At 49.9% G+C, this 21517-nt stretch carries 18 protein-coding genes, 1 tRNA gene and 2 pseudogenes; 7 read left to right on the top strand and 14 right to left on the bottom strand.

Annotation, left to right across the window (positions count from 1 at the left end; genetic code table 11):
- Positions 1 to 220: 220 nt before the first annotated feature.
- On the top strand, positions 221 to 1093 hold the full coding sequence (locus tag ACLIBF_RS18290; RefSeq protein ID WP_448310232.1) for a phosphorothioated DNA-binding restriction endonuclease: 873 nt from the start codon (positions 221 to 223) through the stop codon (positions 1091 to 1093).
- Between the two features lie 356 nt (positions 1094 to 1449).
- Here the strand turns inward: ACLIBF_RS18290 and symE are convergent, their stop codons facing one another.
- The 4 genes and pseudogenes from symE to ACLIBF_RS18310 form a co-directional block, all read right to left on the bottom strand.
- Complete coding sequence (gene symE, locus ACLIBF_RS18295; protein WP_448310233.1) at positions 1450 to 1782, bottom strand: endoribonuclease SymE; 333 nt, start codon at positions 1780 to 1782, stop codon at positions 1450 to 1452.
- 353 nt (positions 1783 to 2135) lie between these two features.
- Positions 2136 to 3165, bottom strand: a pseudogene (locus ACLIBF_RS18300) (IS3 family transposase).
- A gap of 158 nt (positions 3166 to 3323) precedes the next feature.
- Positions 3324 to 3635, bottom strand: coding sequence for a P-loop NTPase fold protein (locus tag ACLIBF_RS18305; protein ID WP_448310234.1), 312 nt, complete (start codon positions 3633 to 3635; stop codon positions 3324 to 3326).
- Positions 3636 to 3645: 10 nt separating this feature from the next.
- Positions 3646 to 3912 (bottom strand): hypothetical protein, encoded by a 267-nt coding sequence (locus ACLIBF_RS18310; protein WP_448310235.1) that lies wholly within the window; start codon positions 3910 to 3912, stop codon positions 3646 to 3648.
- Positions 3913 to 4596: 684 nt separating this feature from the next.
- Here ACLIBF_RS18310 and ACLIBF_RS18315 point away from each other — a divergent pair.
- Entirely contained in the window at positions 4597 to 5202 is a 606-nt protein-coding gene (locus ACLIBF_RS18315) for a sce7726 family protein (protein WP_448310236.1), read from the top strand.
- Here ACLIBF_RS18315 and ACLIBF_RS18320 read toward each other — a convergent pair.
- The 7 genes and pseudogenes from ACLIBF_RS18320 to ACLIBF_RS18350 all read right to left on the bottom strand — a co-directional run bounded on the left by ACLIBF_RS18320 (position 5188) and on the right by ACLIBF_RS18350 (position 11208).
- The gene (locus ACLIBF_RS18320; RefSeq protein ID WP_448310237.1) at positions 5188 to 6258 is read right to left on the bottom strand and encodes a beta family protein; all 1071 of its coding nucleotides are present in this window, start codon (positions 6256 to 6258) and stop codon (positions 5188 to 5190) included. The genes ACLIBF_RS18315 and ACLIBF_RS18320 overlap by 15 nt on opposite strands.
- Positions 6248 to 6793 carry an ImmA/IrrE family metallo-endopeptidase gene (locus ACLIBF_RS18325; protein WP_448310239.1) on the bottom strand — a complete coding sequence of 182 codons (546 nt, stop codon included), beginning with the start codon at positions 6791 to 6793 and terminating at the stop codon, positions 6248 to 6250. The genes ACLIBF_RS18320 and ACLIBF_RS18325 overlap by 11 nt, the downstream gene beginning before the upstream one ends.
- 1 nt (position 6794) lies before the next feature.
- Positions 6795 to 7463: a hypothetical protein gene (locus ACLIBF_RS18330; RefSeq protein WP_448310241.1), complete on the bottom strand. Its 669-nt coding sequence runs from the start codon at positions 7461 to 7463 to the stop codon at positions 6795 to 6797.
- A 324-nt stretch (positions 7464 to 7787) separates the two neighbouring features.
- Positions 7788 to 9051 (bottom strand): annotated as a pseudogene (locus ACLIBF_RS18335) (tyrosine-type recombinase/integrase).
- 195 nt (positions 9052 to 9246) lie between these two features.
- Positions 9247 to 9331: transfer RNA gene (locus tag ACLIBF_RS18340), tRNA-Leu, on the bottom strand.
- Positions 9332 to 9755: 424 nt separating this feature from the next.
- Positions 9756 to 10784: a YsnF/AvaK domain-containing protein gene (locus ACLIBF_RS18345; RefSeq protein ID WP_279809677.1), complete on the bottom strand. Its 1029-nt coding sequence runs from the start codon at positions 10782 to 10784 to the stop codon at positions 9756 to 9758.
- 28 nt (positions 10785 to 10812) lie between these two features.
- Positions 10813 to 11208, bottom strand: a complete 396-nt coding sequence (locus tag ACLIBF_RS18350; RefSeq protein ID WP_279809676.1) for a DUF2382 domain-containing protein — start codon at positions 11206 to 11208, stop codon at positions 10813 to 10815.
- Between the two features lie 561 nt (positions 11209 to 11769).
- Between ACLIBF_RS18350 and ACLIBF_RS18355 the strand changes: the two genes are divergently transcribed.
- From ACLIBF_RS18355 to ACLIBF_RS18365, 3 genes are all read left to right on the top strand, one after another.
- Positions 11770 to 12291 carry a DUF2501 domain-containing protein gene (locus ACLIBF_RS18355; protein ID WP_031375807.1) on the top strand — a complete coding sequence of 174 codons (522 nt, stop codon included), beginning with the start codon at positions 11770 to 11772 and terminating at the stop codon, positions 12289 to 12291.
- A gap of 156 nt (positions 12292 to 12447) precedes the next feature.
- On the top strand, positions 12448 to 13083 hold the full coding sequence (locus tag ACLIBF_RS18360; protein ID WP_031375808.1) for a hypothetical protein: 636 nt from the start codon (positions 12448 to 12450) through the stop codon (positions 13081 to 13083).
- A gap of 20 nt (positions 13084 to 13103) precedes the next feature.
- Complete coding sequence (locus tag ACLIBF_RS18365; protein ID WP_069728815.1) at positions 13104 to 13772, top strand: MarC family NAAT transporter; 669 nt, start codon at positions 13104 to 13106, stop codon at positions 13770 to 13772.
- Positions 13773 to 13814: 42 nt separating this feature from the next.
- Here ACLIBF_RS18365 and ACLIBF_RS18370 read toward each other — a convergent pair whose 3' ends face one another.
- Genes ACLIBF_RS18370 through ACLIBF_RS18380 form a run of 3 tightly spaced genes read right to left on the bottom strand, consistent with a single transcriptional unit; the run spans position 13815 to position 17617 of the window.
- A complete protein-coding gene (locus tag ACLIBF_RS18370; protein WP_448310244.1) occupies positions 13815 to 15077 on the bottom strand; it encodes a c-type cytochrome in 1263 nt (420 codons plus the stop codon).
- A 4-nt stretch (positions 15078 to 15081) separates the two neighbouring features.
- Positions 15082 to 16851: a GMC family oxidoreductase gene (locus ACLIBF_RS18375; protein ID WP_031375811.1), complete on the bottom strand. Its 1770-nt coding sequence runs from the start codon at positions 16849 to 16851 to the stop codon at positions 15082 to 15084.
- Between the two features lie 37 nt (positions 16852 to 16888).
- Positions 16889 to 17617: a gluconate 2-dehydrogenase subunit 3 family protein gene (locus tag ACLIBF_RS18380; protein WP_031375812.1), complete on the bottom strand. Its 729-nt coding sequence runs from the start codon at positions 17615 to 17617 to the stop codon at positions 16889 to 16891.
- 703 nt (positions 17618 to 18320) lie between these two features.
- On the opposite strand from ACLIBF_RS18380, the gene ACLIBF_RS18385 reads away from it, so the two are divergent.
- Positions 18321 to 19892: an ABC transporter substrate-binding protein gene (locus ACLIBF_RS18385; RefSeq protein ID WP_448310246.1), complete on the top strand. Its 1572-nt coding sequence runs from the start codon at positions 18321 to 18323 to the stop codon at positions 19890 to 19892.
- 114 nt (positions 19893 to 20006) lie between these two features.
- Positions 20007 to 21509: a helicase HerA-like C-terminal domain-containing protein gene (locus ACLIBF_RS18390; RefSeq protein ID WP_279809672.1), complete on the top strand. Its 1503-nt coding sequence runs from the start codon at positions 20007 to 20009 to the stop codon at positions 21507 to 21509.
- Positions 21510 to 21517 lie beyond the last annotated feature (8 nt).

Consider the following 21517-nt stretch of genomic DNA (forward strand, 5'->3'; position numbering starts at 1 on the left):
TTGGCTAACGCCGCGTCTGGCGGCACCCCAACCTTATCTGGCCGATAGAATTTTGAGATGGATACGCGCTCCAGCGATCGCGAATCAGGTGCCTGACTAATACCCAAACCCGGTACGGTTGAAAACATATGCAGCACGCTGAGTGACTGAGCTACGCCCATTGAATCTCCTCGTTTTTAAGAGCATGATCGCAATAATTTTTCACTGCTTACCCTCGATTATGACCTCAGGTAAAACGCTACAAGCCGCTATTTCCGATGTCGCTGTCTGGCGCAAAGGCGACCAATGTGCCCCGCACAAGCCTCTTTTGCTCCTCTACGTCTTATCTCAATACAGGAAAGGTCATTCCCGTCTATTTGATTACGGCAATGAAATTCACGAACCGTTAACCCGATTACTGATCGAGTTTGGGCCTAAAAGACGGGATTACTACCCGAATATGCCTTTCTGGCGCTTAAGGACTGATGGGTTCTGGACGCTGGAAAACAGCGAGAGTTGCAAACCGCGTAAAGGCAACATCCAGCCGACAAAACGAGAGTTAATCGAAAACCAGGTTGCCGGTGGGTTTGATGAAGACAGCTTCCAGACTCTGCAAAAAAATCCAGCCCTAATCGATAAACTGGCACAGCAGATTCTGACCGAGCGATTTCCGGAAAGCCTGCAGATAAAGCTGGCCGAACTGCTGGGCTTCGATTTAATTACGCTGATGAGAGCACGCGACCCTCGCTTTCGTGACATGATTTTACGGGCTTACCATTCGCAATGTGCTATCTGTGGGTATGATTTAAGACTGGACGGAGCTTTGGTTGGGCTGGAGGCTGCGCATATACGCTGGAAGCAATATGGCGGACCTTGTGAAGTTAATAACGGGCTGGCGCTCTGCTCTGTACACCACTCTGCATTCGACAAAGGTGCCATCGGCATTGATGAAGATCTCAGGATTCAGATATCAGGTGGAATCAACCGTAGTCCGATGGTGGAGCAGCTTTTCTGGTCACTTGAGGGGCAAACACTTCATCTGCCTAAAGATAAAGTACTGTGGCCTGCAGATCAGTTTATTGAGTGGCATCAGACGCAGGTGTTTAAGGCCTGAGTGTAATAAGAGATCCAGCATTCGATATAAAGCAGGATAACTATTTCAGGATATTCAGTGTGTCATAAGCCTAACAGATTAAATGAACCTCAATTTATCCCGATGATAAATGTGGTCAGACATTAAAGATCCATTTTGTTCAGGGAATGGGCAACTGGCGCATTAACTTTGCATCAAAGTGGTATAACGTTGACTTCAACGATAGCGTTTCTTTCCGGTCAGGCAATATGGCGCTGTCCTGCAAGAAGGGAAATGTGGTCAACAGTGAAGAAAGCTGAGCAACTGATGTGCTGGTTGAAGTGATCGCGTCCTGATAGTTAACCGCTCCCGATGCGATGTCGGGAGCGGTTACTCATTCAGACGACTTTCTGTTTACCGGCAATGACCTGAATGAACTCCTGCACCTGCTTTTGTTTCCGCGCCGACAGCCTGCACACCTGGCGCATCGACTGCATCAGTTCACTGTCGTTGTGCCGGGCGGTGAGCACAATACAGCCTTGCATTACCTTTACGTCTACTGCTGTGCCAGTGGCAAAGCCAGCAGCTTCCAGCCATTGTCCTTTCATTGTGATGGCGGGTACCCGGCTGTAATCCGGATAGCGACTTGCATAGCCAACAGTTAATTGGTGGTTATTTGCCGGATAGACTTCTGGTTCAGACAGTTGTGCAATAGAATGGGCGTCAGTCATGATTACTATTCCCTAAAATAGTGATTGTGATTAGCGGCGCGGGTGTGTTGGCGCACATTCGTGCCGCGCTAAACACCTGTATATATCATCAGGAAAGAGAAGAGAAGTCCAGCTTAAAACAGCCTGGAATAAGCCATTTATAAAATCATTTGAATATAAAGCGCCAGGTTTATCTGGCAGGAAATAATAAGAGGCGCACCAGCAAGGTGCGCAATAAAATAAGTGTCAGGATTTTTTATCTGTGCTGGCTGCACGTCACGCTACTAAATTTTATTTTAGTGACCTACCCCCAGACTTAGATACAACGATTAGTTAGTAATGTCGGTTTGATTAACTTGTAATTTTCTATTTCTCTAGCCCGCTGCAAATTCAGATGGTGTCTGGTAATTCAGCGACGAATGTGGACGGCACTCGTTATAATACTGCCACCAGTTATTAATCGTTTTCATGGCGTGAACAATATCGCTGAACCAGTGCTCATTCAGGCATTCATCGCGAACGCGTCCGTTAAAACTCTCAATAAATCCGTTCTGTGTCGGCTTGCCGGGCTGGATAAGTCGCAGCTCCACTCCATGCTCAAAGGCCCACTGATCGAGCGCGCGGCAGGTAAACTCCGGGCCCTGATCGGTTCTTATCGTAGCCGGATAGCCGCGAAACAGCGCAATGCTGTCCAGAATACGCGTGACCTGCACGCCTGAAATCCCAAAGGCAACAGTGACAGTCAGGCATTCCTTTGTGAAATCATCCACGCAGGTCAAGCACTTGATCCTGCGACCGGTGGCCAGTGCGTCCATAATGAAATCCATCGACCAGGTCACATTCGGCGCATCCGGGCACAGAAGCGGAAACCGTTCGGTCGCCTACGTTTTACGCTTCGTCCGCTAACGTAGAAAAGGTGATATACCTGCTTGTGATTGACGTGAAGGCCCTTCTTACGCAGCAACTGCCAGATGCGCCGATAGCCAAAACGTCTGCGTTCAAGCGCCAGCTCAGTAATACGCCCTGACAAATGAGCATCAACAGATGGACGCTGAGCAGCATAACGGCAGGTCGACAGAGACAAATCGGTAAGTCTGCAGGCACGACGTTGCGACAGACCGATCGCATCACACATCAACACCACAACGTCCCCCTTCTGGTCTGTCGTCAGAACTTTCGACCCAGAGCCACCTGAAGCGCCTCCTTATCCAGCATGGCTTCAGCGAGCAGCTTCTAGAGTCTGGCGTTCTCTTCCTCAAGCGAATTCAAGCGCTTAACCTCAGGGACTTCCATGCCGCCAAACTTCTTGCGCCAGGTGTAGAAAGTAGCGTCTGAAATAGCATGCTTACGGCAGAGTTCCCAGGCAGAAACCTCGGCTTCAGCCTCGCGGAGAATATTGATGATCTGTTGGTCGGAAAACGCTTTTTCATAGGGTTGTCCTAATGTGGCTTATGAAGGCATTACTAAGATCGGGGTGTACTAATCAACGGGGAGCAGGTCAAATGAGCAATTTTGCCAAAGGTGAAGCCGGTGCCTTCCGGACTTTATGCCACATCTTTTGCTTAAATGTGTACGATCAGCAGCGCGGCGACCGATAACATTAGAGATTCCATCAACGGGCTACCCGGAGGGCTCAGCCACGGGGATATCGGCAGGATTTTAGTCTTCTCGCTTTTTCGTTCAGACAAGTGTTCCATTAGAAGGTTTAGGAGGCTGGTTTTACCTGCACCCCACCTGCCTTCAATACCGATAACGGTCCTATTCAGAGCTAGGATTCTTCTGGCAAGTCCAGCAGCCAGTGGTTCAAAACCATAGCGGTCATCTTGTCCTTCTTTTACTGGCCTATCATTTCCGGCGTGACTAACATTCTGCATGTTAATAATCTCAGAGCTCTCTGCACAGGTAGCGCAGGGTGTAAGTGGGGGCCGTGTCGAAGCTTTGACTAAGGGGCGGCTGTCGGTAAAGTTGCCCGATCGAAGCGTCCCTATCTCTGATCTGATCCAGATATTTATTCCCAGTAGTGGAGGTTTGCAGAGCGTCATCCAGAAAGCGCTCTGCCGGTGTGATGGAGGATAATTTTTCATCTGCCGCCCTGAGTTTGTGGGTTGCATTCTGTTTTTTTGAAAAGCGAAGAATCAACTCGCTAAACATAGTGATACATCCTGTATTTTATGTTTTTAGTATAATGCTAACGCAGCGTAAAAAATAAATGCAATTAGCCGAATTAAACCAAAGAAGAAAATTGCAACCAGATCACTGAATCTTGTACCTGCTTATAATTAAGATGAACACTTTCACTTCGTAGAAGTTAGCATGTATGTGTATCAACAACTGGGCACTGCGCTTCATAGCGGCTAGTTGAAACAGACAAATCTGTCATTTTACATGCCCGACGTTGGCATAGAGCACCTTCGTCTCACGCGTCTCATGTATCACGTATCACAACCATGGCTTTCTGTGCACGCTCGGTATTCTCTGGCAATACCCAGATTATTGGGCGCGGTTAAAAAACGTACAGATCATAAGAAACGGTAAACATGAAAATAGCGTGGCATTATGTTAAAGCGAATAATAACCATGTTATTATTCGCTTTATTTTTTACAGAGGATCTTTGAGTAAAGTGATTTGTATTTTTATATAGATGTCCCAGTGGTAACATGTATATAAATTTAATATGAAACCTTACATGGATGTAGAGTTAATTCATTTGTGCGCGTTTGCTAAACTATTTAAAATCATATAGTTAATTAAAAAATGGTGTTGCAGCCGTTGCTAGAACTGTATAAATAAACATGATATAATTGAGCTATTATTCTTAAATAGAAACACTAAAAATGGATGAGCTAAGTTTTAAAATAGAAATAATGAATTTTTTTGGGGGGACACCTCAGCGAATTATCAACTTCGAATTTCCCTTTGACTATAACAAAAGAAGATGTGATGTTCTCATATTAGATGATGAGGGCACAACCGCAATTGAGATAAAAAGTAATATTGATAAATTAACTAATTTGAAAGAGCAGCTTTTTTCTTATAATCAGGCATTTAACACAATTTATGTAGCCTGTGGGGAAAAACATATCAATGAAATAAAATCAATTAAAGGGCGGTTTGGGATTATTTTTGTTGATAAAATCAATACACGAATCGTTAGAAAGCCAAGATATAGAAAACTACTTAATAGCCACATGATATTAGATATGTTAGACAAGTCAATTTTGGAAAAAGAAACAGGTATCAAGCTTTTAAGCAAACAAGAACTAATAGACGATATTATAAAGAGGCTTTCACCATTAGAAATTCAAAGCATTTACTATAAGGTTTTAAGGAATAAGATTTCTCCCATCTACAATATTTTTTTGAAAGAGAAAGGAGCGCTTATAACTAGAGAAGATATAGCTCTCCTTACACTTAAAACAACTAAACTAACCATTAATTAATGCCATTCGTGACATGTGTATATTTGATCGCACGGAAATCCAATAGGATGGACTCTTACCTCCAGGGTCACCAATGCTTGTCTTTTTAATCTCGGTCATTCCCCAGCAACTAAGGTTATCACTCTTAAAACGACTAAGGGCACTAATTTTTTTTGCACACTCTATGTATCCTCCTTCTTCACGACGATTTCGCGAAAAATAGATTATATCTTGGGTAGGATAATCGATGCGTGGTATCCAGTTATATGCTTTGCTTTCATTCCTGTGAGGATGTATGCACGCATAATCACCAAAACAAATAGGGTTCTTTACTCCGGATATTATTAGTTCCTCTAAAACCCGTGTAAATAGAGGTAGTGTTTGAAGTCGAAAATTATTATCAAATTTATCCCCGGTTATTTTTTCTAAAGTAGATGCGGGGAATGATGATGAGGAAAATATAAGCTTTCCTTCATAATTTTGCGGGATCTCAGAATAAAAACTTGAGATAATCTGTACAAATGGTGATACATCAGTAATTTCATCGAAGATATATCCACTATCAAAAATGATATACCCTATATCATTATAGTTTTGTCTGATGAATTGACGAAGTATCGAAAATAGATCTTCAAGATCGGGTTCACATATTGGAATCCTCACTGCTATCTTTTTTGATACTGCGCATAATTGTTGTGATTCAAGTGTCAACTCCTCAATTCTGCTGTCTGGATAAGCGATAAGAACAGGAACAACATTAAGATTTTGATCACATACGTCAGAAATGAAATTACACCAATTTTCAAAACCATTTACATCGGATTGAAATGATTCAATTTGATCATTTGATAATGATTCAATACTCGTTAAATCTAAAATGAACTCATTTCCATTAACAATATCTTTTATCTCTTCTATTTTCCTATATACACAGCTTTCCTGGTTTTTTTTACTTTTTCTTGATTTCGTAAGCTCTAAGATTGGAGTAAAATAATTCCACGTTGAAGAATTCAAATTTTTCAACGCTCTCATTTCTGCTATTGTTGTTTTTAATATGGGGTAATAACTAGTAGGCATAATAATTCCTTTTTACCATCTCAACTCGGATTTTAGCAGCAAGAGCCGAAACATTAAAATGATCTGCAATAAAATCAATGTCGTTTGATTCATTCTTTAAGACAAGTAAAAGTGCATCTTTAGGCATTAATATCGCCCCAGCAAAGTTATTAGCCTCATATTCCATTGAGGACATTTCTTTACCACGGAAAAGAGCTTTGTCTGTAAAAATATTACTTTGATTTCTGTGCATAAAGTAATGCCCTAGCTCATGAGCTAGAGTGAATCGCTGTCTTCTTGGATGATGAAGAGCGTTAACACTAATTTCCCAAACCCCACTTTTATTCTTTTCTAATTTCCCTGATATCTCATTGTCCATAATTATTCTATTCAGAACAATTCCAAGCTTATGAATAAAAAGATCTAAATCAAATGGGACTGTCGTAATTCCCATGCTATTTGCTAATCTAATGACAGATTCAGGATTAGTTAAGTTAGCAGCCGCAATCGATTTTACATCATTAGGGTTAGCTGTTTTTCTTCTCAAAATAGCCATATTACCCCCTAGTTCCTGATTGATTATGTGCTTGAGCAATTTCATCTACAGTATTTTCTAGATCAGGATCGCTTTCAGGTGCCAATACTGAAACGGCCTCTTGTAAACTTTGTATTTGAGATATTAAAGACTCTATTTTCGTGTTTATCTCATTTTTAATATTTTCGATTGTTTCATCTAACATCATTGATTCTAATTCAGCGCTCACAGCATCTGTTGCAGATGAATTAGATACACGAGTCATTTCTTCAGAAAAACCCCGATCATTTGAGAAAAAATATGTGACCTTTTCTTTAATCGTTTGGTCAAATCGATCCTCAGTATTCATTTTTATATAAATAACTGCAAAAACACATGCGAAAGCGCAAAAGAAAATTAGTATGGTTATTGTGTTAGAGTAATAGCTTCCTACTCTTTCGAGAAGGTCGTTGCTACTAAAAATGTATCCTTTGGACATTAATTTTAATAGTAAACTCTTATCCTTGAGAGATGCAGAAGCTAAATTATCACTAAATAAAAAATGCTTACCAGCATTGAAATATTCCTTGAGAGGATTTTGGAATGCATAGGAGACAAGAAATAACACTATTGCAAAAATAAAAAAAACGACTAAAAATATACAGGAAAGTTTTAATCCTCTTTGAAATACGTCTTTAAACCAGTCGCTCATTTCAAACTCCAACACAAGATAAAAAAGCTCTTAAATTTTAACATGATATGTGAAATAATTCCATAAGATTTTTCGGACATTGATCATGATGTTTACCTGCATTCCTTTGTGAATTATAAAAGTCAAAACAACAAAAGTGTTTTGACTTCTTTTTCTAAGCGATCATAAGCGTTTTATTTAAATCGAGTTTTTCACGTTTAGAGTCAATATAATGGTGGTTTGACGCCGAATAAATCAGAACGATTGTTCTGGAAAAACTCTAAAGCGGTGGCCAATTTTAGTTGTCCACTACAATGTATACAATGCAGAAGAAAGCATGGTCGATCACTGCCTAAGCTTTGCAAAATCAAACGGACTAACCCCCTTCTCCCGATTCACATCCAGATAATCCGCCCACCACTGCACCATCAGCCTGCGCTCCCCTAGGTGCTCGGCCTTATGGATATAAGCCGCACGCACAGAGTTACGCTCCTGATGGCTCATCTGCCTTTTTACCGCATCCCTCGACCACAATCCTGACTCAATCAACGAACTACAAGCCATCGTTCTAAAACCATGACCACAAACTTTCGTATCGTAGCCCATCACTCGAAGTGCTTTATTCACCGTGTTCTCACTCATCGGCTTACGCGGATCGTGATCGCCAACGAAGATCAGCTCTCGGTTCCCATTCATGCTTTTGATCTTTTCCAGAATAGCTAAGGCCTGACGCGATAAGGGAACAAGATGGGGCGTCCGCATCTTTGAACCACGCTGCGAATGTTTAACACCGTCCAGCGGTTCACGCTCACCCGGAATCGTCCACATAGCAGTTTCGAAATCGACTTCTGATCAGCGCGCAAAACGCAGCTCGCTTGAACGGATGAAAACCAACAAAGTGAGTTCAACCGCCAGTCGGGTTAACGGCCTGCCAGAATAGCGATCGATGCGGTGAAGCAATTCAGGAATGCGATTAAGTTCCAGAGCCGCACGATGCTGTCTTTTCGCCGTAGCAACCGCACCGGCAATTTCTTGTGCAGGGTTGTAGTCGATTAAACCGCTCTGCACAGCAAAGCGCATAATCGCAGTAGTACGCTGCTGTAAACGGGCGGTGACTTCAAGACGCCCGGATGACTCCACAGCTTTGATGGGGACAACCAGATCTAGCGTCTTCAATTCAGCAATGTTCCGCTTATTAATAGCAGCGAAGAGATTATACTCCAGACTTTTCAATACACGAGCGCTATGCGATGCAGACCACTTCTGATTGCTGGCATGCCAATCTCTGGCGACTACTTCAAACGTTATCGCCTCTTGTTCCTGTTCTACCTTAACGGCTTTCTTGTTCTCACTGGGATCGATGCCATTAGCTATTAGCTATTAGCTATTAGCTTACGAGCTTCGTTCCGGCGCGCTCTGGCATCAGCCAGCGAAACTTCAGGATATTTTCCCAACGCCAGCATCTTCTCTTTGCCGCCAAAGCGATAACGAAGCCGCCAGTATTTAGAACCGCTAGGGTGAACCAGCAACACCATGTCTTAGCCATCAGTCAGTTTATAGGCTTTACTTCAGGTCTCTCAGAACGAATCTTCATATCACTTAGAGCCATGATGAGTATCCTTTCAAGGGTTCTTTGTGGGTACAAATACTATCGAACGGATATCAACTCGCAGACGCACGCACATCAGTCAGTTGATGCATATAGAATCAGGTTGGCTTAAATGACCGATTAAGTAAGCAGGCCCTGCAGACACCAAACCCCAGAAACAAAAAAAGCCACCCTTAGGTGACTTGATTGCATACTTGGTGCCGAAGGCCGGACTCGAACCGGCACATCTTTCGATGGTTGATTTTGAATCAACTGCGTCTACCGATTTCGCCACTTCGGCACTGAAGAGGATGCGGAAAACGTCGGGGATTATACCCTTACGGCCACCATGCGCAACACTATTCATCCGGGATGTGCATTAAGCGGCGAAAAAAACAGCGTAGCGTGACATGGCCGCGCGGTCAGACATCGGCCAGCGAGATGGTCTGCTCGCTGAACATTACTGCCCCCGCAGCTGCAACGCTGAATCATACTGAAACCGCTCCCGTCACATTCCTCTTGCTCACACACCTGTGTAATCCTTCTCCGACATTCTCCATACGAAAAACTCACAACAATCATTTAACCAGGCGTCCTGCTCCCGAACCCCGTTCTCAATCCCCGCCCAAAACAAAAGAGCCAACCTCACGGTTGACCCCTTTTGCATGCTCAGCATGGGGCATCAGCGATGCCCGTTAGCACTCATTGTTGACAGGATGAGCACCTCAATGCGAATGGTCGTAATCACGCTGTTTCAGCTTGTTCTCAACCTTGTCTTTCGCTTCGCTGGCTTTCTCACTCACCTTCTCAGTCAGGCCGGCTTTGTGATCGCGCTCGGTGGCTACGCCTGGCGACTGCGTGCCTACACCTGCTGCGGTAGCGGGTTTCACCCCTGCCGTTCCGGTTGGTGACAGTTCGTTATCCAGTCCAGCCCGCGCATGGTCGATGTCCACTTCCTGACGACGTACTGTGTCATTAATGGTCTCGGTACGTTCACTGCCGTCAGTACGCACCACCACTTCTTCTTTCACGTGGGTCGTTTTGTTGATCACCGGCTGCTCGTGGGTTTCAGCCACTTCGACGGTTTTCTCGGACCAGTCCACTTCACCTGCCAGCGCCGGTTCATTCACTGAACGACGGAAGATGTCAGCGTGCTGCTCGTGCAGCGAGATATCTTCAGAGACCTGATCCGTCACGGTGTAGCGGCGCACCCGGGTTGAGCCTTCACTCACCAGACGCTTACCGACTTCAATCTGTTCTTCCGCCAGACGCAGAATATCTTCTTCGCTCTCATCACCGGTCAGTGAGGTGCGTCGTGGCTCAACCTGTCGCTCGCTAACCAAACTATCGTTGGTCTCTCCGGCAAACTGCTTACCGGCAGTCGGATTAATACCTGCTGCAGGTGCGCCGTTCTCAACGGTGCTTTGCATCCGCGATGGCACATCCACCGAGTCATGCGAGTGCAGAATAGTCATGGCGCGCGCCAGCTTCTCTTCTTCAGTACGCAGCGTCAGTACCACGCCGCCTTTATCCATCGCTCTGGTGTAGACATCCGCCTGCTCTTTATCGACGGTGTGGCCAAACAGGCGCTGCCAGATGCTCGGGTGCTTAATCGACTGGCCTTCCTGCTGCAAACGTTCTCCACTGATAAGACTGATGTCCCGATCAGAAAAGCCTGCTTTCACGAGATTTCTTTTCGCGGCCTCTGCCTGAATCGCAGAATCGAACAGTGTTACGATTTTTTCTTGTGCCATGATAGATTCCTCTCTTGTTAGCTGTTTATTACCGATCGTCGTCTCTCTCTATTTTCACCTGCTGCTCACGTCGGGTAACCACATCCTGAAAAGGAACGCTGTCCTGCACTTTTCGGATGTGAATCTCCTCTTTAAGCACCAGTCTTCTGACTACTTCAATCTCTTCTTCTACTACCGGGATAATCAGTACACCGTTCTCTTCCCTGATTTCGGGCATCGTCTCGACGCGTTGTGCTTTCGCTACATGCTCAACCTCAACCTTCTCCCGGTAAAGCAGTGTACTGATCACCTCGTCATGCTCGGTTGTGGAACGGGTTACGCGGACATGTCCATCGACAACGGTTTGCTTTGTCAGCGCTATCTGCTCTTCAGCGAGCTTCAGCGTTACCTCAGCATCATTATTGTGTTCTGGCTGCCCCGCCATATATTCGCTCCCGTTAACTCAAGACTTTTAAATAATCGCCACAACTGCCTGACACAGTGATTAAGCATGAACACTCTCACGGATTTCGCAAGGCGGAATAAAACATTGATTGCAGTAAAAGTGATGATAAGGGCGTGCCGATCGGGTTATTTAACCGCATTCTCCGCCAGTCTCTGACATCAGATAAAAAATGAAAATAACCATAAAAACAGCATGTTGCCTGCATGCAACCTTCACCAAAAATAATAGCCTCACAAAAGCATTCAGCGTAAAAATAAAAATTTAAGCCCAGCGGTAAAATTTACGTTAACCAGGAATAATCCGGCGAAAAATAACAACGATATAAATAAATATTAAAGAATATTACAGAGAATGAAATGATATTATCTGAACCAGCCAGACTGGCAGATAAATAATCCATTCCTGTTTGTGAATTCTATTTAGACAGCAATTACAGAATATTCTCAAAGGTCTTATCAATGGATAAATTCAGGAACTTTCTCCTCGTCAGCTGCTCTTAGCAAGGCTGAATAAGCCATACAATTACAGACAGAGGTTGAGATGAAACTAGCACAACGCAGTGCGTGGGGATGGGGATTAGCGGCACTTCTGGTGGCGGGCAGTGCATCAGCCGCCAGCTGGCAGGATCAACTGAGCAGTGCAGCATCGCAGCTCAGCCAGCAGAACAACGGTAACACCTCCGGCACCACCACCGGGACCACCCAACAGAATGGCGGTCTGTCACTCTCTTCCCTGACCGGGTTGCTGAACGGTGGCGACAAAGCGGTCAGCGCTAACAGCATGACCAACGCGGCGGGCGTGATGCAGTATTGCGTCGAGCACAACGTGGTGAAAAACAATGTGCAGTCGGTTAAAGATCAGGTGCTGAGCAAACTCGGTCTGAACACCACCACCGCGCAGGAACAGAAGACTGACTACACCCAGGGTGTGGCGGGTCTGCTGAATACCGGCAACGGCCAGCAGCTCAACCTGCAGAGCCTGAGCAGCTCGCCGATGGGCGAGAAGCTGAAAACCAAAGCCTGTGACGTGGTATTAAAACAGGGCAAAAACTTTATCTCCTGATAAAGCCGTAACGCCGCTGCCTCCCCGCTTGAATCGACAAAGTGGGGAGCATTGGCCGGTCCAGTCCTCTCTGCACTTCACGCTGTGAACCCCGACACTCCCTTATCCGCACGTTGAGCGCTATAGTGTTGTTTTGATTTCTACAGGACAGCACGCATGAAAGGCATCAACATCGCACTTTACTTCGACCCCGATCGGATTCAGGCCTGCGTTCACGACCAGGACGACAGCTATTTCACCAAAAAATTCGAGTACGACGATGGCGTGATTGAGGAGATCTACCAGTGGCTGGATCAGTACGAGCCAAACCGCACTCATATCTGTCTGATTGAAAATGAAACCGCCGAGCTGCTGGCCGATGAGCTGGTCGACAGCGGCTTCCGCGTCCACCAGATCACCATGCACCAGCTGCTGAGCTGGTTTGCCGCCGAGCCACCGTCCACACCAGACGGCACCCCGATGCGCGCCATGCTGCGCTTCCTCGAAGATGAACATCCCCGTGAATATGAGTCACGCACGCCGCAAACCGAAGCGCTGATGGAGATGTTTGACGAGCTGGATGCGCTGGAGATGATCGACGATGCGGATGATGAAGATTCGCTGCCGGCTGATCTGCTGCGCGCGATGAAGAAACACAAAATCACCGCCAGCGCCGCGGCTCAGCGTCTGCTGCCGGACATCAACGAACGTATCCGCGAACATCTGATGCAGTACCCGGAACTGATGACGCCGGAAATCTTGCAGGATTTCTTCCCGGAATTAATCGAAGCGCTGGAGCGCCCGAAACACTAATCACTCACGGATGATTTAACATGCTGGAGTTAATCAAAGCGGTCAGTCTGGGGCTGGTGGTGCTGTTGCCGCTCGCCAATCCGCTCACCACCGTGGCGCTGTTTCTCGGCCTCGCAGGTGACATGAACTTTGAGGAGCGCAACCGCCAGTCCAGACAAGCCTCAATCTACGTCTTCGCCATCATGATGGTGGCGTGGTATGCCGGCAACGCGGTGCTGGATACCTTTGGCATCTCGATCCCTGGCCTGCGGATTGCCGGCGGGTTAATCGTGGCGTTTATTGGTTTTCGGATGCTGTTCCCGGTGAAGCCGGCCGGTCAGTCGGTGGAAGCAAAGCAAAAGCAGGATGAGCTGGATCACGCCAAAGAGCCGGTCAATATCGCTTTTGTGCCGCTGGCCATGCCGAGCACCGCCGGACCGGGCACCATCGCGATGATCATCTCTTCCGCCTCGACGGTGAGAAGCGGCATCGATTTTCCGGTCTGGGTGGTGAACACCGCGCCGGTGCTGACCTTTCTGCTGGTGAGCCTGATTTTATGGATTTCGCTGCGCAGTTCCGGGGCGATCATGAAAATCGTCGGCAAAAGCGGCATTGAAGCGATTTCGCGTTTGATGGGATTTTTGCTGGTCTGCATGGGCGTGCAGTTCGTGATTAATGGCGTGCTGGAAGTGGTACGCACTTTCCACTGAACATCAATAAAGGGTGCCCGTTGCGGGGTACCCTTTTCATTTTTACTTCAGCGTTTTCCGTACTTCAGCGACCTGATCTTTGCTCACTGCTGGCGCATTGTTGCTCCAGCCCTGACGGATAAAGGTTGCCAGCTGCGCCACCTCTTCGTCACTCAGACGCTGACCAAAGCCTGGCATCGCCAGTTTCGACGGCGCTTTCGCGGTCGAAGGCTGCTGCGCGCCGGCCAGGATGGTGTGGATCAATCCGGTTGGATCTTTGGCATTCACAATCGTCGCCTGATCCAGCTCCGGGAAGATCCCTGCTGCGCCCTTGCCGGTAACAAAGTGGCAGGCGCCACAGTTATCCAGATAGAGACGCTCGCCTTCGCTCAGGTTCTTCGCCGCGGTCAGCTTCGCTTCTGTTACCTGCTGGGCCTTAACGTCGTAGGCCTGCAACGGCGGGTTACCGCCGAGGAATTTCAGGTAGGCGGCAATCGCTTTCAGATCGACGTCGGTCATGTGCGAACTGCTGTGCTCAATCACCGAAGTCATCTCACCGCCGACCGCAGCTTTATCGTTGCGGCCGGTCTGCAGGTAATCCACCACTTCCTGCTCGCTCCAGCGCGGCAGACCGCGCAGTGACGGCACATCCCAGTTATTCAGGCTACCGCCCGCCAGGAATTTATCGTCACCGCTATCCAGCGCTTTCTCGTTCATGCCCAGACCGCGCGGCGTATGGCAGCTGCCGCAGTGGCCCAGACTTTCGACGATGTAAGCACCACGATTGATCTCGGCAGAGGCGCCGCCAATCGGCTGGAACGGTTTGTCCGAGGTGAACGCCCAGTTCCAGAAGCGCATGCCCCAGCGCTGGCTGAACGGGAAGCTCAGTTTGGTTTCCGGCGGCTGTTCCGCGCTCGGCTGGACGCCTTTCATAAAGTAGACATACAGCGCGTGCATATCGGCATCGCTGATTTTGGCGTAATCCGGGTATGGCATTGCCGGATAGAGCCGCGATCCGTCCGGTAATACCCCTTTACGCACTGCATCAGAGAACTGCTGTTCGCTGTAGTTGCCGATGCCGTGGGTTTTATCCGGCGTGATGTTGGTGGAGAAGATGGTGCCAAGATTCGACTCAATCGCCAGCCCGCCCGAATAATCCGGTTTGCCAGGTAACGAGTGGCACGCCATGCAATCGCCCAGCCGGGAGAGATATTCACCCTGCTTGATCAGTTGCGCCTCATCTTCAGCGTGCGCTGGCAGGGCAAAACCGCTGGCCAACAGCACTGCGTTGGCGAATAAAAAGGATGTCAGTTTCAGCTTGTTCATGCGCTTATGCCTGTACCAGTGGGCCGGGATTTTTCAGATACTGATCTTTGATCGCCTGTGCCGCCATCAGCGTAATGGCGCCGATGGTATCGGTCGGGTTCGCCTGGAAGTTCTGCGGGAAGGCGTTGCCGCCCGGCACAAACACGTTATGCACGTCCCAGCTCTGCAGGTACTTGTTCAGTGCCGAGGTTTTCGGGTTATCGCCCATCACCGCGCCGCCCACGTTGTGGGTAGAGACATATTTGGTCAGGTCGAAATCCGCGCCCATCGGCAGGAAGCTCATGCTCATGCTGTCCGGGTTCAGCTCTTTGGCGATGTTGCCGACAATGCCTTTCAGGTGCTGCTGTAGCTTCAACTCATTCTCTTTCCAGTTGAAGGTCATACGCAGCAGCGGCAGGCCACGGTGATCGTTATAGTTCGGATCGAGATCCAGATAGATATCGCGGTAAGACTGACAGGTGGTGGTGATGCTGATCTTCATCGAATGACCGTACCACTCTTCCAGCCCCTCTTTGTAACCCAGGCCCCAGGTTGGCGTGCCTTTTGGCAGCGCGGTGCTGATCGGCGTACCGGTCGCCTGTGAGCTGTGGATCTTCGCGCCGCCGAGGAAGCCGAGCGAGGGACCATCAAAGTTGCCTGGCGAGATATCGTTAAACATCTGGCCGGTCGCGCCAGCGGTGGCGTACGGGTTGAAGTTTTTATCCTTGAAGAACAGGGTCGCGCCGCCGTTCGACAGGAAGGCGTAGTTACGCCCTACCACACCTTCTTCGGTGATCGGGTTGTACGGTTTGCCAATGCCGGACAGCAGCATCAGGCGCACGTTGTAGAGCTGGAAGCTGCTCAGCACCACAATTTTGGCTGGCTGGAAGCACTCGTTGCCCTGTGCATCGATGTAGATCACCCCTTTGGCGGTTTTCTTATCATCGTTCAGCACTACCTTGATCACTTCCGCGTTCACTTCGTAAGAGAAGTTCGGCATACGCTTCAGCGAATCCATTACCGCGGTTTGTGGCGAGGCTTTGGAGTAGTTGAGGCACGGATATTTACTGCAGTAGCCGCAGTAGTTGCACGGCGCGATCTGGTTGCCGTACGGGTTTTTCCACGCGCGTGACACGCAGGCTGACGGGTTCGGGAACGGATGGTAACCGAGCTTTTTCGCCGCTTCTTTAAACATCACGTTGTTCAGCGTGTCATCCAGCGCCGGCAGCGGATAAGGCTCCGAACGCGGACCTTCAAACGGATCGCCGCCTTCGAGGATCTGGCCGCGCAGGTTGCCGGTGTTGCCCGACTGGCCGCAAATCAGTTCGAATTTATAGTAGTAAGGCTCGATCTCTTCCCAGCTGAACGGGAAGTCCATCACCCGCATATCATCCTGCAGAATGCCCGGCTTGTAAGCCTCATCGACATAGGTCTTCAGTTTGATATCGGTCGGTGTCGGACGGATCAGCACTGCCGTCCAGTGCAGGCCGGAACCGCCAACGCCGGTGCCGGGTGCAAACGCGCCCCATTTACGGGTTGGCAGCGCCGTCTGGCTGCTGTTGTAGCGGACGGTAACCGCCACTTCTGCCGGGGTAGCGAACACTTTGTTGCGCACCGCGTAGGCGTATTCATCCGCCGGTTTTGGATAGGCGAACTCGTCGTAATCACGATCGCCGCCGCGCTCCAGTGCGCGCACTTCAAGTCCTGCCAGTGCCAGTTCGATGCTCATCAGCGAGCCGGCCCAGCCGAGGCCGCAGACGACGACGTCGACTTCTTTTTTAGTAACCTGTGCCATGATAATCCTGTTTCAAAACCCTGATTCGGAATGCGTCTTACGCGCGCTCGCCTTTAACACTGACCGGACCCAGCGGATACGGAACGTTGTGCTGTTTCACCCATTCGGTGAAGCTGGCACGCGCGCCCGGGAAGCCGATGGCGATCCAGGCTTTCATGCCTTTATTGCCGCCGTACATCGGGTCCGCGAGGTAGCCGTGCTTGGTATCGGAAAGCAGCTGGCTGAAGAACTGAGACGCCTTCAGGTTGGGTTCGCCCAGTGCCGCAAAGTCGATGCCGTTTTTATTTACCTGAGTCAGCACCGCATCTTTCTCTTCCAGCGTCAGCGCATGGAACGCTTTCTGGTGAGTGCTCTGCGACCACTGATTAATCAGCCGGATACTGGTCTGATACATCTGTTGCGGACGGAACGGGATCTGATAGCCCATGGTGGCGGGCGCCTGGGTGTTGAACGGGCCCTGCAGGTAGATTTCGCTGCCAAACTCTTCGCTGTGCAGCTGCTGATCGATAAAGATCGGCACGTTGGTTTCCAGCGCGCCTGGCGCTTTACCTTTGCCGCCCGCCGGAATCAAACGATCGGTGGCCGCGAGGATAAACTGCCATTCATCGGCAGAGAAAAAGATCGGTTTATAGTCAGCTAATTCCGGGGCGGCCATCTCTGCGGCCTGCGCAGCAGTAATACCTTTAAAGACCAGCTCACTTAATGGCAGCGCCAGTAATGAGCCCAGCAAAAATTTACGCCTGGTGGTGGGTTTTTGTAACAGCATATCCGCACGACTCTCATCTGCTAAATACCCGACTGATACGCTATGCAACAGAAAGGCTGGCAGCGCGAGCGGCTGGCAGGTCACCAGTCACTTCAGAGAATTAACGCGCACAGCACAGACGCCTGCAGAACCTACGAGGTGGGTATAATAATTTTTATGTGAATAACGGAACATATCGGTTAATAACCTGGCAATCTTAGGGATATAAATGTGTCTGAATGTAAAAATTGAATTTAAGATGTGTTTTAGTGAAAATTTATCATGGTGTTGCGTTGAGGTTACAGGCAGGTAAAAGTTTTAGATCGAGGAAATTTATACTAAAACCACACAATCGTCGGGTAATAGCGGGTTTTTACCGCGTAACGACCGGCTATTATTTTCGGCTGGTCATCATCACGCCAAATAACCGATAAAAAAATATCATACTTCCATACAAGAGAATTATTCTCATTGGCAACATTATATTTACTTTCATTGCCAGACAATCAGCGCATGCGCAAATTGTGATCGGCAGCGCGTAAGCCGGATGATTTAAATAATGGACAAAATTACGCCAGAATAATCACGGCAGGTCATTATCGTTATTTGGTCATATGCCCGAGCTGGCGTGGCAATAATTGTGCAAAGCTCAGAACAAACCGGCATTTTGAGTTTTTACCGCGCCAGATAGAGTAGGTGAATCAACGACTCAGGATATCCTTTTATGCGCAAAACGCTCCTGTCACTGCTGACCGCAGTGGCGCTGGTTCACCCGGTGCACGCCGCCACGCCCGCCGATACGCTGGTGATTGCGGTGCCGCTCGATGGCATTATCAGCTTTGACCCGGCCGAAAGTTTTGAAACCATCAGCACCAGCAGCCTGCGTAACATTTATCAAACACTGCTGGAACCGAATCATCAGGATCCGCAGCAGTTATCTCCGCTGGCGGCCAGTCGCTGGCAGCCGGGCAATACCCCGCATAGCCTGGTATTCGATCTTAATCCGCAGGCCCGTTTCGCCAGCGGCAATCCGCTGACCGCCCAGGATGTGGTGTTTTCGTTAACCCGCGCGGTGAAGCTGAATAAAGCGCCCTCGTTTATTCTGGGCGAGTTTGGCTGGACGCCGGACAATATCGACCAGCAGTTTACGGTGATTAACGACCACCAGCTTGAGCTGCGCTGGCCGGCACAAATCGGCAGCGATCTGGCGCTACGGCTGCTCACCGCGCCGGTGGCGTCGCTGGTCGACAGCAAACTGGCGCAACAGCATGCCGCCAACAACGACTACGGCAATGGCTGGCTGAAAACGCATTCCGCCGGCAGTGCCGCCTATGCCATCAAACAGTTCGTGCCGCTGCAGGCGCTGGTGCTGGAAGCCAATCAGTACAGTACGCAACAGCCGCATCTGAAGCGGGTGCTGCTGAAAGGCGTCGCCGAACCGGGAACCCGCCGCCTGCTGATCCAGCAGGGGGATGTGGATGTCGCCTACCAGCTCGGGCCGGATCAGATCGCTGCCGTAAAAGGCGTGAAGGATGTCCGGGTCGATGCCTTCCCCTCCAGCCTGATCTACTACCTCGGCTTTAATACCCAAAGCCCGCAGCAACCGGCGCTGGCCAATCCGGCGTTATGGCAGGCAGCACGCTGGCTGGTCGATTATGACAGCCTGGCGAATCAGCTGTTAAAGGGGCAATACCGCATTCATCAGAGCTTCCTGCCGGAGGGCTTTGATGGCGCGATTACCCGCACGCCGTTCCATTACGATCTGAACAAAGCCCGGTCGATTCTGCAACAGGCCGGCATCAAGCCTGGCACCCACATTGCCCTGACGGTGGTCAATCAACCGCCGTATATCGACGTGGCGCAGGCGTTGCAGGCCAGCTTCGCGAAGGCGGAGGTGAATCTGGATATCCAGCCGGTGGCGGAATCGGAGCTGTGGAGCAAAATGCGCAGCCGTAACTTCCAGGCGATCTTCTCTTACTGGGGCGCGGACTACGTCGATCCTAATACCAACGCCAGCACCTTTGCCTATAACGTGCCGGGCGGCGGCAAAACGCTGGCGTGGCGCGTCGGCTGGACCATTCCTGAACTGAGCGCGGCCACCCGCGCTGCAGCCGGTGAGAGCGATGCGGTCAAACGCCGCAGCCGCTACCAACAGTTGCAAACCCAGCTGCAGCAGCAGTCGCCGTTTGTGGTGATGTTGCAGGGCGCCACTCAGGTGGCGGTGCGCAGCAACATCCGCAACGTGCAGCAGGGCATCGGTGTCAGCCTGCTCAATTTCGAAGAAGTGCAGAAGTAACCGGCTCCGTTGCTCTGCGGAGCAACGGGCTGCTTTTCGGTGAAATCTTCTCCGCTTTCCCCCGCCCCGCTTGCTATTCTTCAGGCATAACCCGTTGCCTGAGAGTGGAAAATCATGACTTCGCCCCTGTTGATTGCCCGGACGCCCGACGTTCAGCTCGATCTATTACCGCAAATGGCCAATCGCCACGGTCTGATTACCGGCGCGACCGGTACCGGTAAAACCGTCACCCTGCAAAAGCTGGCAGAATCGTTCTCGTCGATTGGCGTGCCGGTATTTATGGCCGATGTGAAAGGCGATTTGACCGGCGTCGCGATGGCAGGCGAGTCGGGCGAAAAGTTGCAGCAGCGGCTGGCGAAAATTGGCGTTACCGACTGGCAGCCGCAGGCCAATCCGGTGATGCTGTGGGATATCTTCGGTGAAAAAGGCCACCCGGTGCGGGCGACCATCTCCGATCTCGGCCCGCTGCTGCTGGCGCGCCTGCTGAACCTTAATGAAGTACAGAGCGGCGTGCTGCAGATCATTTTCCGCATCGCCGACGATCAGGGCTTACTGCTGCTGGATTTCAAAGATCTGCGCGCCATGACGCAGTACATCGGTGATAACGCCAAAAGCTTCCAGACCCAATACGGCAACATTAACAGCGCCTCGGTTGGGGCGATTCAGCGCGGACTGCTGGCGCTGGAGCAACAGGGCGCGGAGCACTTCTTCGGTGAACCGATGCTGGATATCGCCGACTGGATGCGGGTCGACGATCAGGGTAAAGGCTTCATCAATATTCTTTCGGCGGAGAAGCTCTACCAGATGCCGAAGCTCTACGCCACCAGCCTGCTGTGGCTGCTGTCTGAGCTGTATGAACATCTGCCGGAAGTCGGCGATCTCGATCAGCCGAAGCTGGTGTTTTTCTTCGATGAGGCACATCTGCTGTTTAACGACGCGCCGCCGGTGCTGCTGGAAAAAATCGAACAGGTGATGCGGCTGATTCGCTCCAAAGGCGTTGGCGTCTGGTTTGTCACCCAGAACCCGGCGGATATTCCGGATCGGGTGCTGGGACAGCTCGGTAACCGGGTGCAGCACGCCCTGCGCGCCTTCACGCCGAAAGATCAGAAAGCGGTCAAAACGGCGGCCGACACCCTGCGCGCCAATCCGGCGTTCAGCAGCGTGGAAGCGATTCAGGCGCTGGGCACTGGCGAAGCGCTGATCTCCTTTCTCGATGCTAAAGGCAGCCCGTCCGTGGTAGAGCGGGCGATGGTGATTGCGCCTGGCTCGCGCATGGGACCGGTGACCGCAGATGAACGCAACGGCCTGATTAACCACTCACCGCTGTACGGCAAATATGACAGCGGCGTCGATCGTGAATCGGCATTTGAACGGCTGCAACAGGGCTTTCAGGCCAGCAGCGAACAGAGCAACGCGCCGCCTGCCAAAGGCAACAGTGTGGCGGTCGACGAGGGAATTCTCGGTGGGCTGAAAGAGATTCTGTTTGGCCGCACCGGACCACGCGGCGGCAAGCACGATGGCGTGGTTCAGACCATGGCGAAAAGCGCGACCCGACAGATTACTCAACAGATCATTCGTGGCGTGCTCGGCAGCCTGCTGGGTGGCCGTCGCCGCTGATAACGCTC

This window comes from Pantoea sp. PGP6 (assembly GCF_053474785.1).

Excerpts from the sequence above, each read along its gene's own strand:
- ACLIBF_RS18290 (WP_448310232.1), top strand. The coding sequence starts at position 221 with ATGACCTCAGGTAAAACGCTACAAGCCGCTATTTCCGATGTCGCTGTC.
- ACLIBF_RS18325 (WP_448310239.1), bottom strand. The coding sequence starts at position 6,793 with ATGGCTATTTTGAGAAGAAAAACAGCTAACCCTAATGATGTAAAATCG.
- ACLIBF_RS18330 (WP_448310241.1), bottom strand. The coding sequence starts at position 7,463 with ATGAGCGACTGGTTTAAAGACGTATTTCAAAGAGGATTAAAACTTTCC.
- ACLIBF_RS18385 (WP_448310246.1), top strand. The coding sequence starts at position 18,321 with ATGCGCAAAACGCTCCTGTCACTGCTGACCGCAGTGGCGCTGGTTCAC.
- ACLIBF_RS18355 (WP_031375807.1), top strand. The coding sequence starts at position 11,770 with ATGAAACTAGCACAACGCAGTGCGTGGGGATGGGGATTAGCGGCACTT.
- ACLIBF_RS18345 (WP_279809677.1), bottom strand. The coding sequence starts at position 10,784 with ATGGCACAAGAAAAAATCGTAACACTGTTCGATTCTGCGATTCAGGCA.
- ACLIBF_RS18360 (WP_031375808.1), top strand. The coding sequence starts at position 12,448 with ATGAAAGGCATCAACATCGCACTTTACTTCGACCCCGATCGGATTCAG.
- ACLIBF_RS18315 (WP_448310236.1), top strand. The coding sequence starts at position 4,597 with ATGGATGAGCTAAGTTTTAAAATAGAAATAATGAATTTTTTTGGGGGG.
- ACLIBF_RS18380 (WP_031375812.1), bottom strand. The coding sequence starts at position 17,617 with ATGCTGTTACAAAAACCCACCACCAGGCGTAAATTTTTGCTGGGCTCA.
- ACLIBF_RS18305 (WP_448310234.1), bottom strand. The coding sequence starts at position 3,635 with ATGCAGAATGTTAGTCACGCCGGAAATGATAGGCCAGTAAAAGAAGGA.
- ACLIBF_RS18370 (WP_448310244.1), bottom strand. The coding sequence starts at position 15,077 with ATGAACAAGCTGAAACTGACATCCTTTTTATTCGCCAACGCAGTGCTG.
- ACLIBF_RS18350 (WP_279809676.1), bottom strand. The coding sequence starts at position 11,208 with ATGGCGGGGCAGCCAGAACACAATAATGATGCTGAGGTAACGCTGAAG.
- ACLIBF_RS18375 (WP_031375811.1), bottom strand. The coding sequence starts at position 16,851 with ATGGCACAGGTTACTAAAAAAGAAGTCGACGTCGTCGTCTGCGGCCTC.
- symE (WP_448310233.1), bottom strand. The coding sequence starts at position 1,782 with ATGACTGACGCCCATTCTATTGCACAACTGTCTGAACCAGAAGTCTAT.
- ACLIBF_RS18390 (WP_279809672.1), top strand. The coding sequence starts at position 20,007 with ATGACTTCGCCCCTGTTGATTGCCCGGACGCCCGACGTTCAGCTCGAT.
- ACLIBF_RS18320 (WP_448310237.1), bottom strand. The coding sequence starts at position 6,258 with ATGCCTACTAGTTATTACCCCATATTAAAAACAACAATAGCAGAAATG.
- ACLIBF_RS18310 (WP_448310235.1), bottom strand. The coding sequence starts at position 3,912 with ATGTTTAGCGAGTTGATTCTTCGCTTTTCAAAAAAACAGAATGCAACC.
- ACLIBF_RS18365 (WP_069728815.1), top strand. The coding sequence starts at position 13,104 with ATGCTGGAGTTAATCAAAGCGGTCAGTCTGGGGCTGGTGGTGCTGTTG.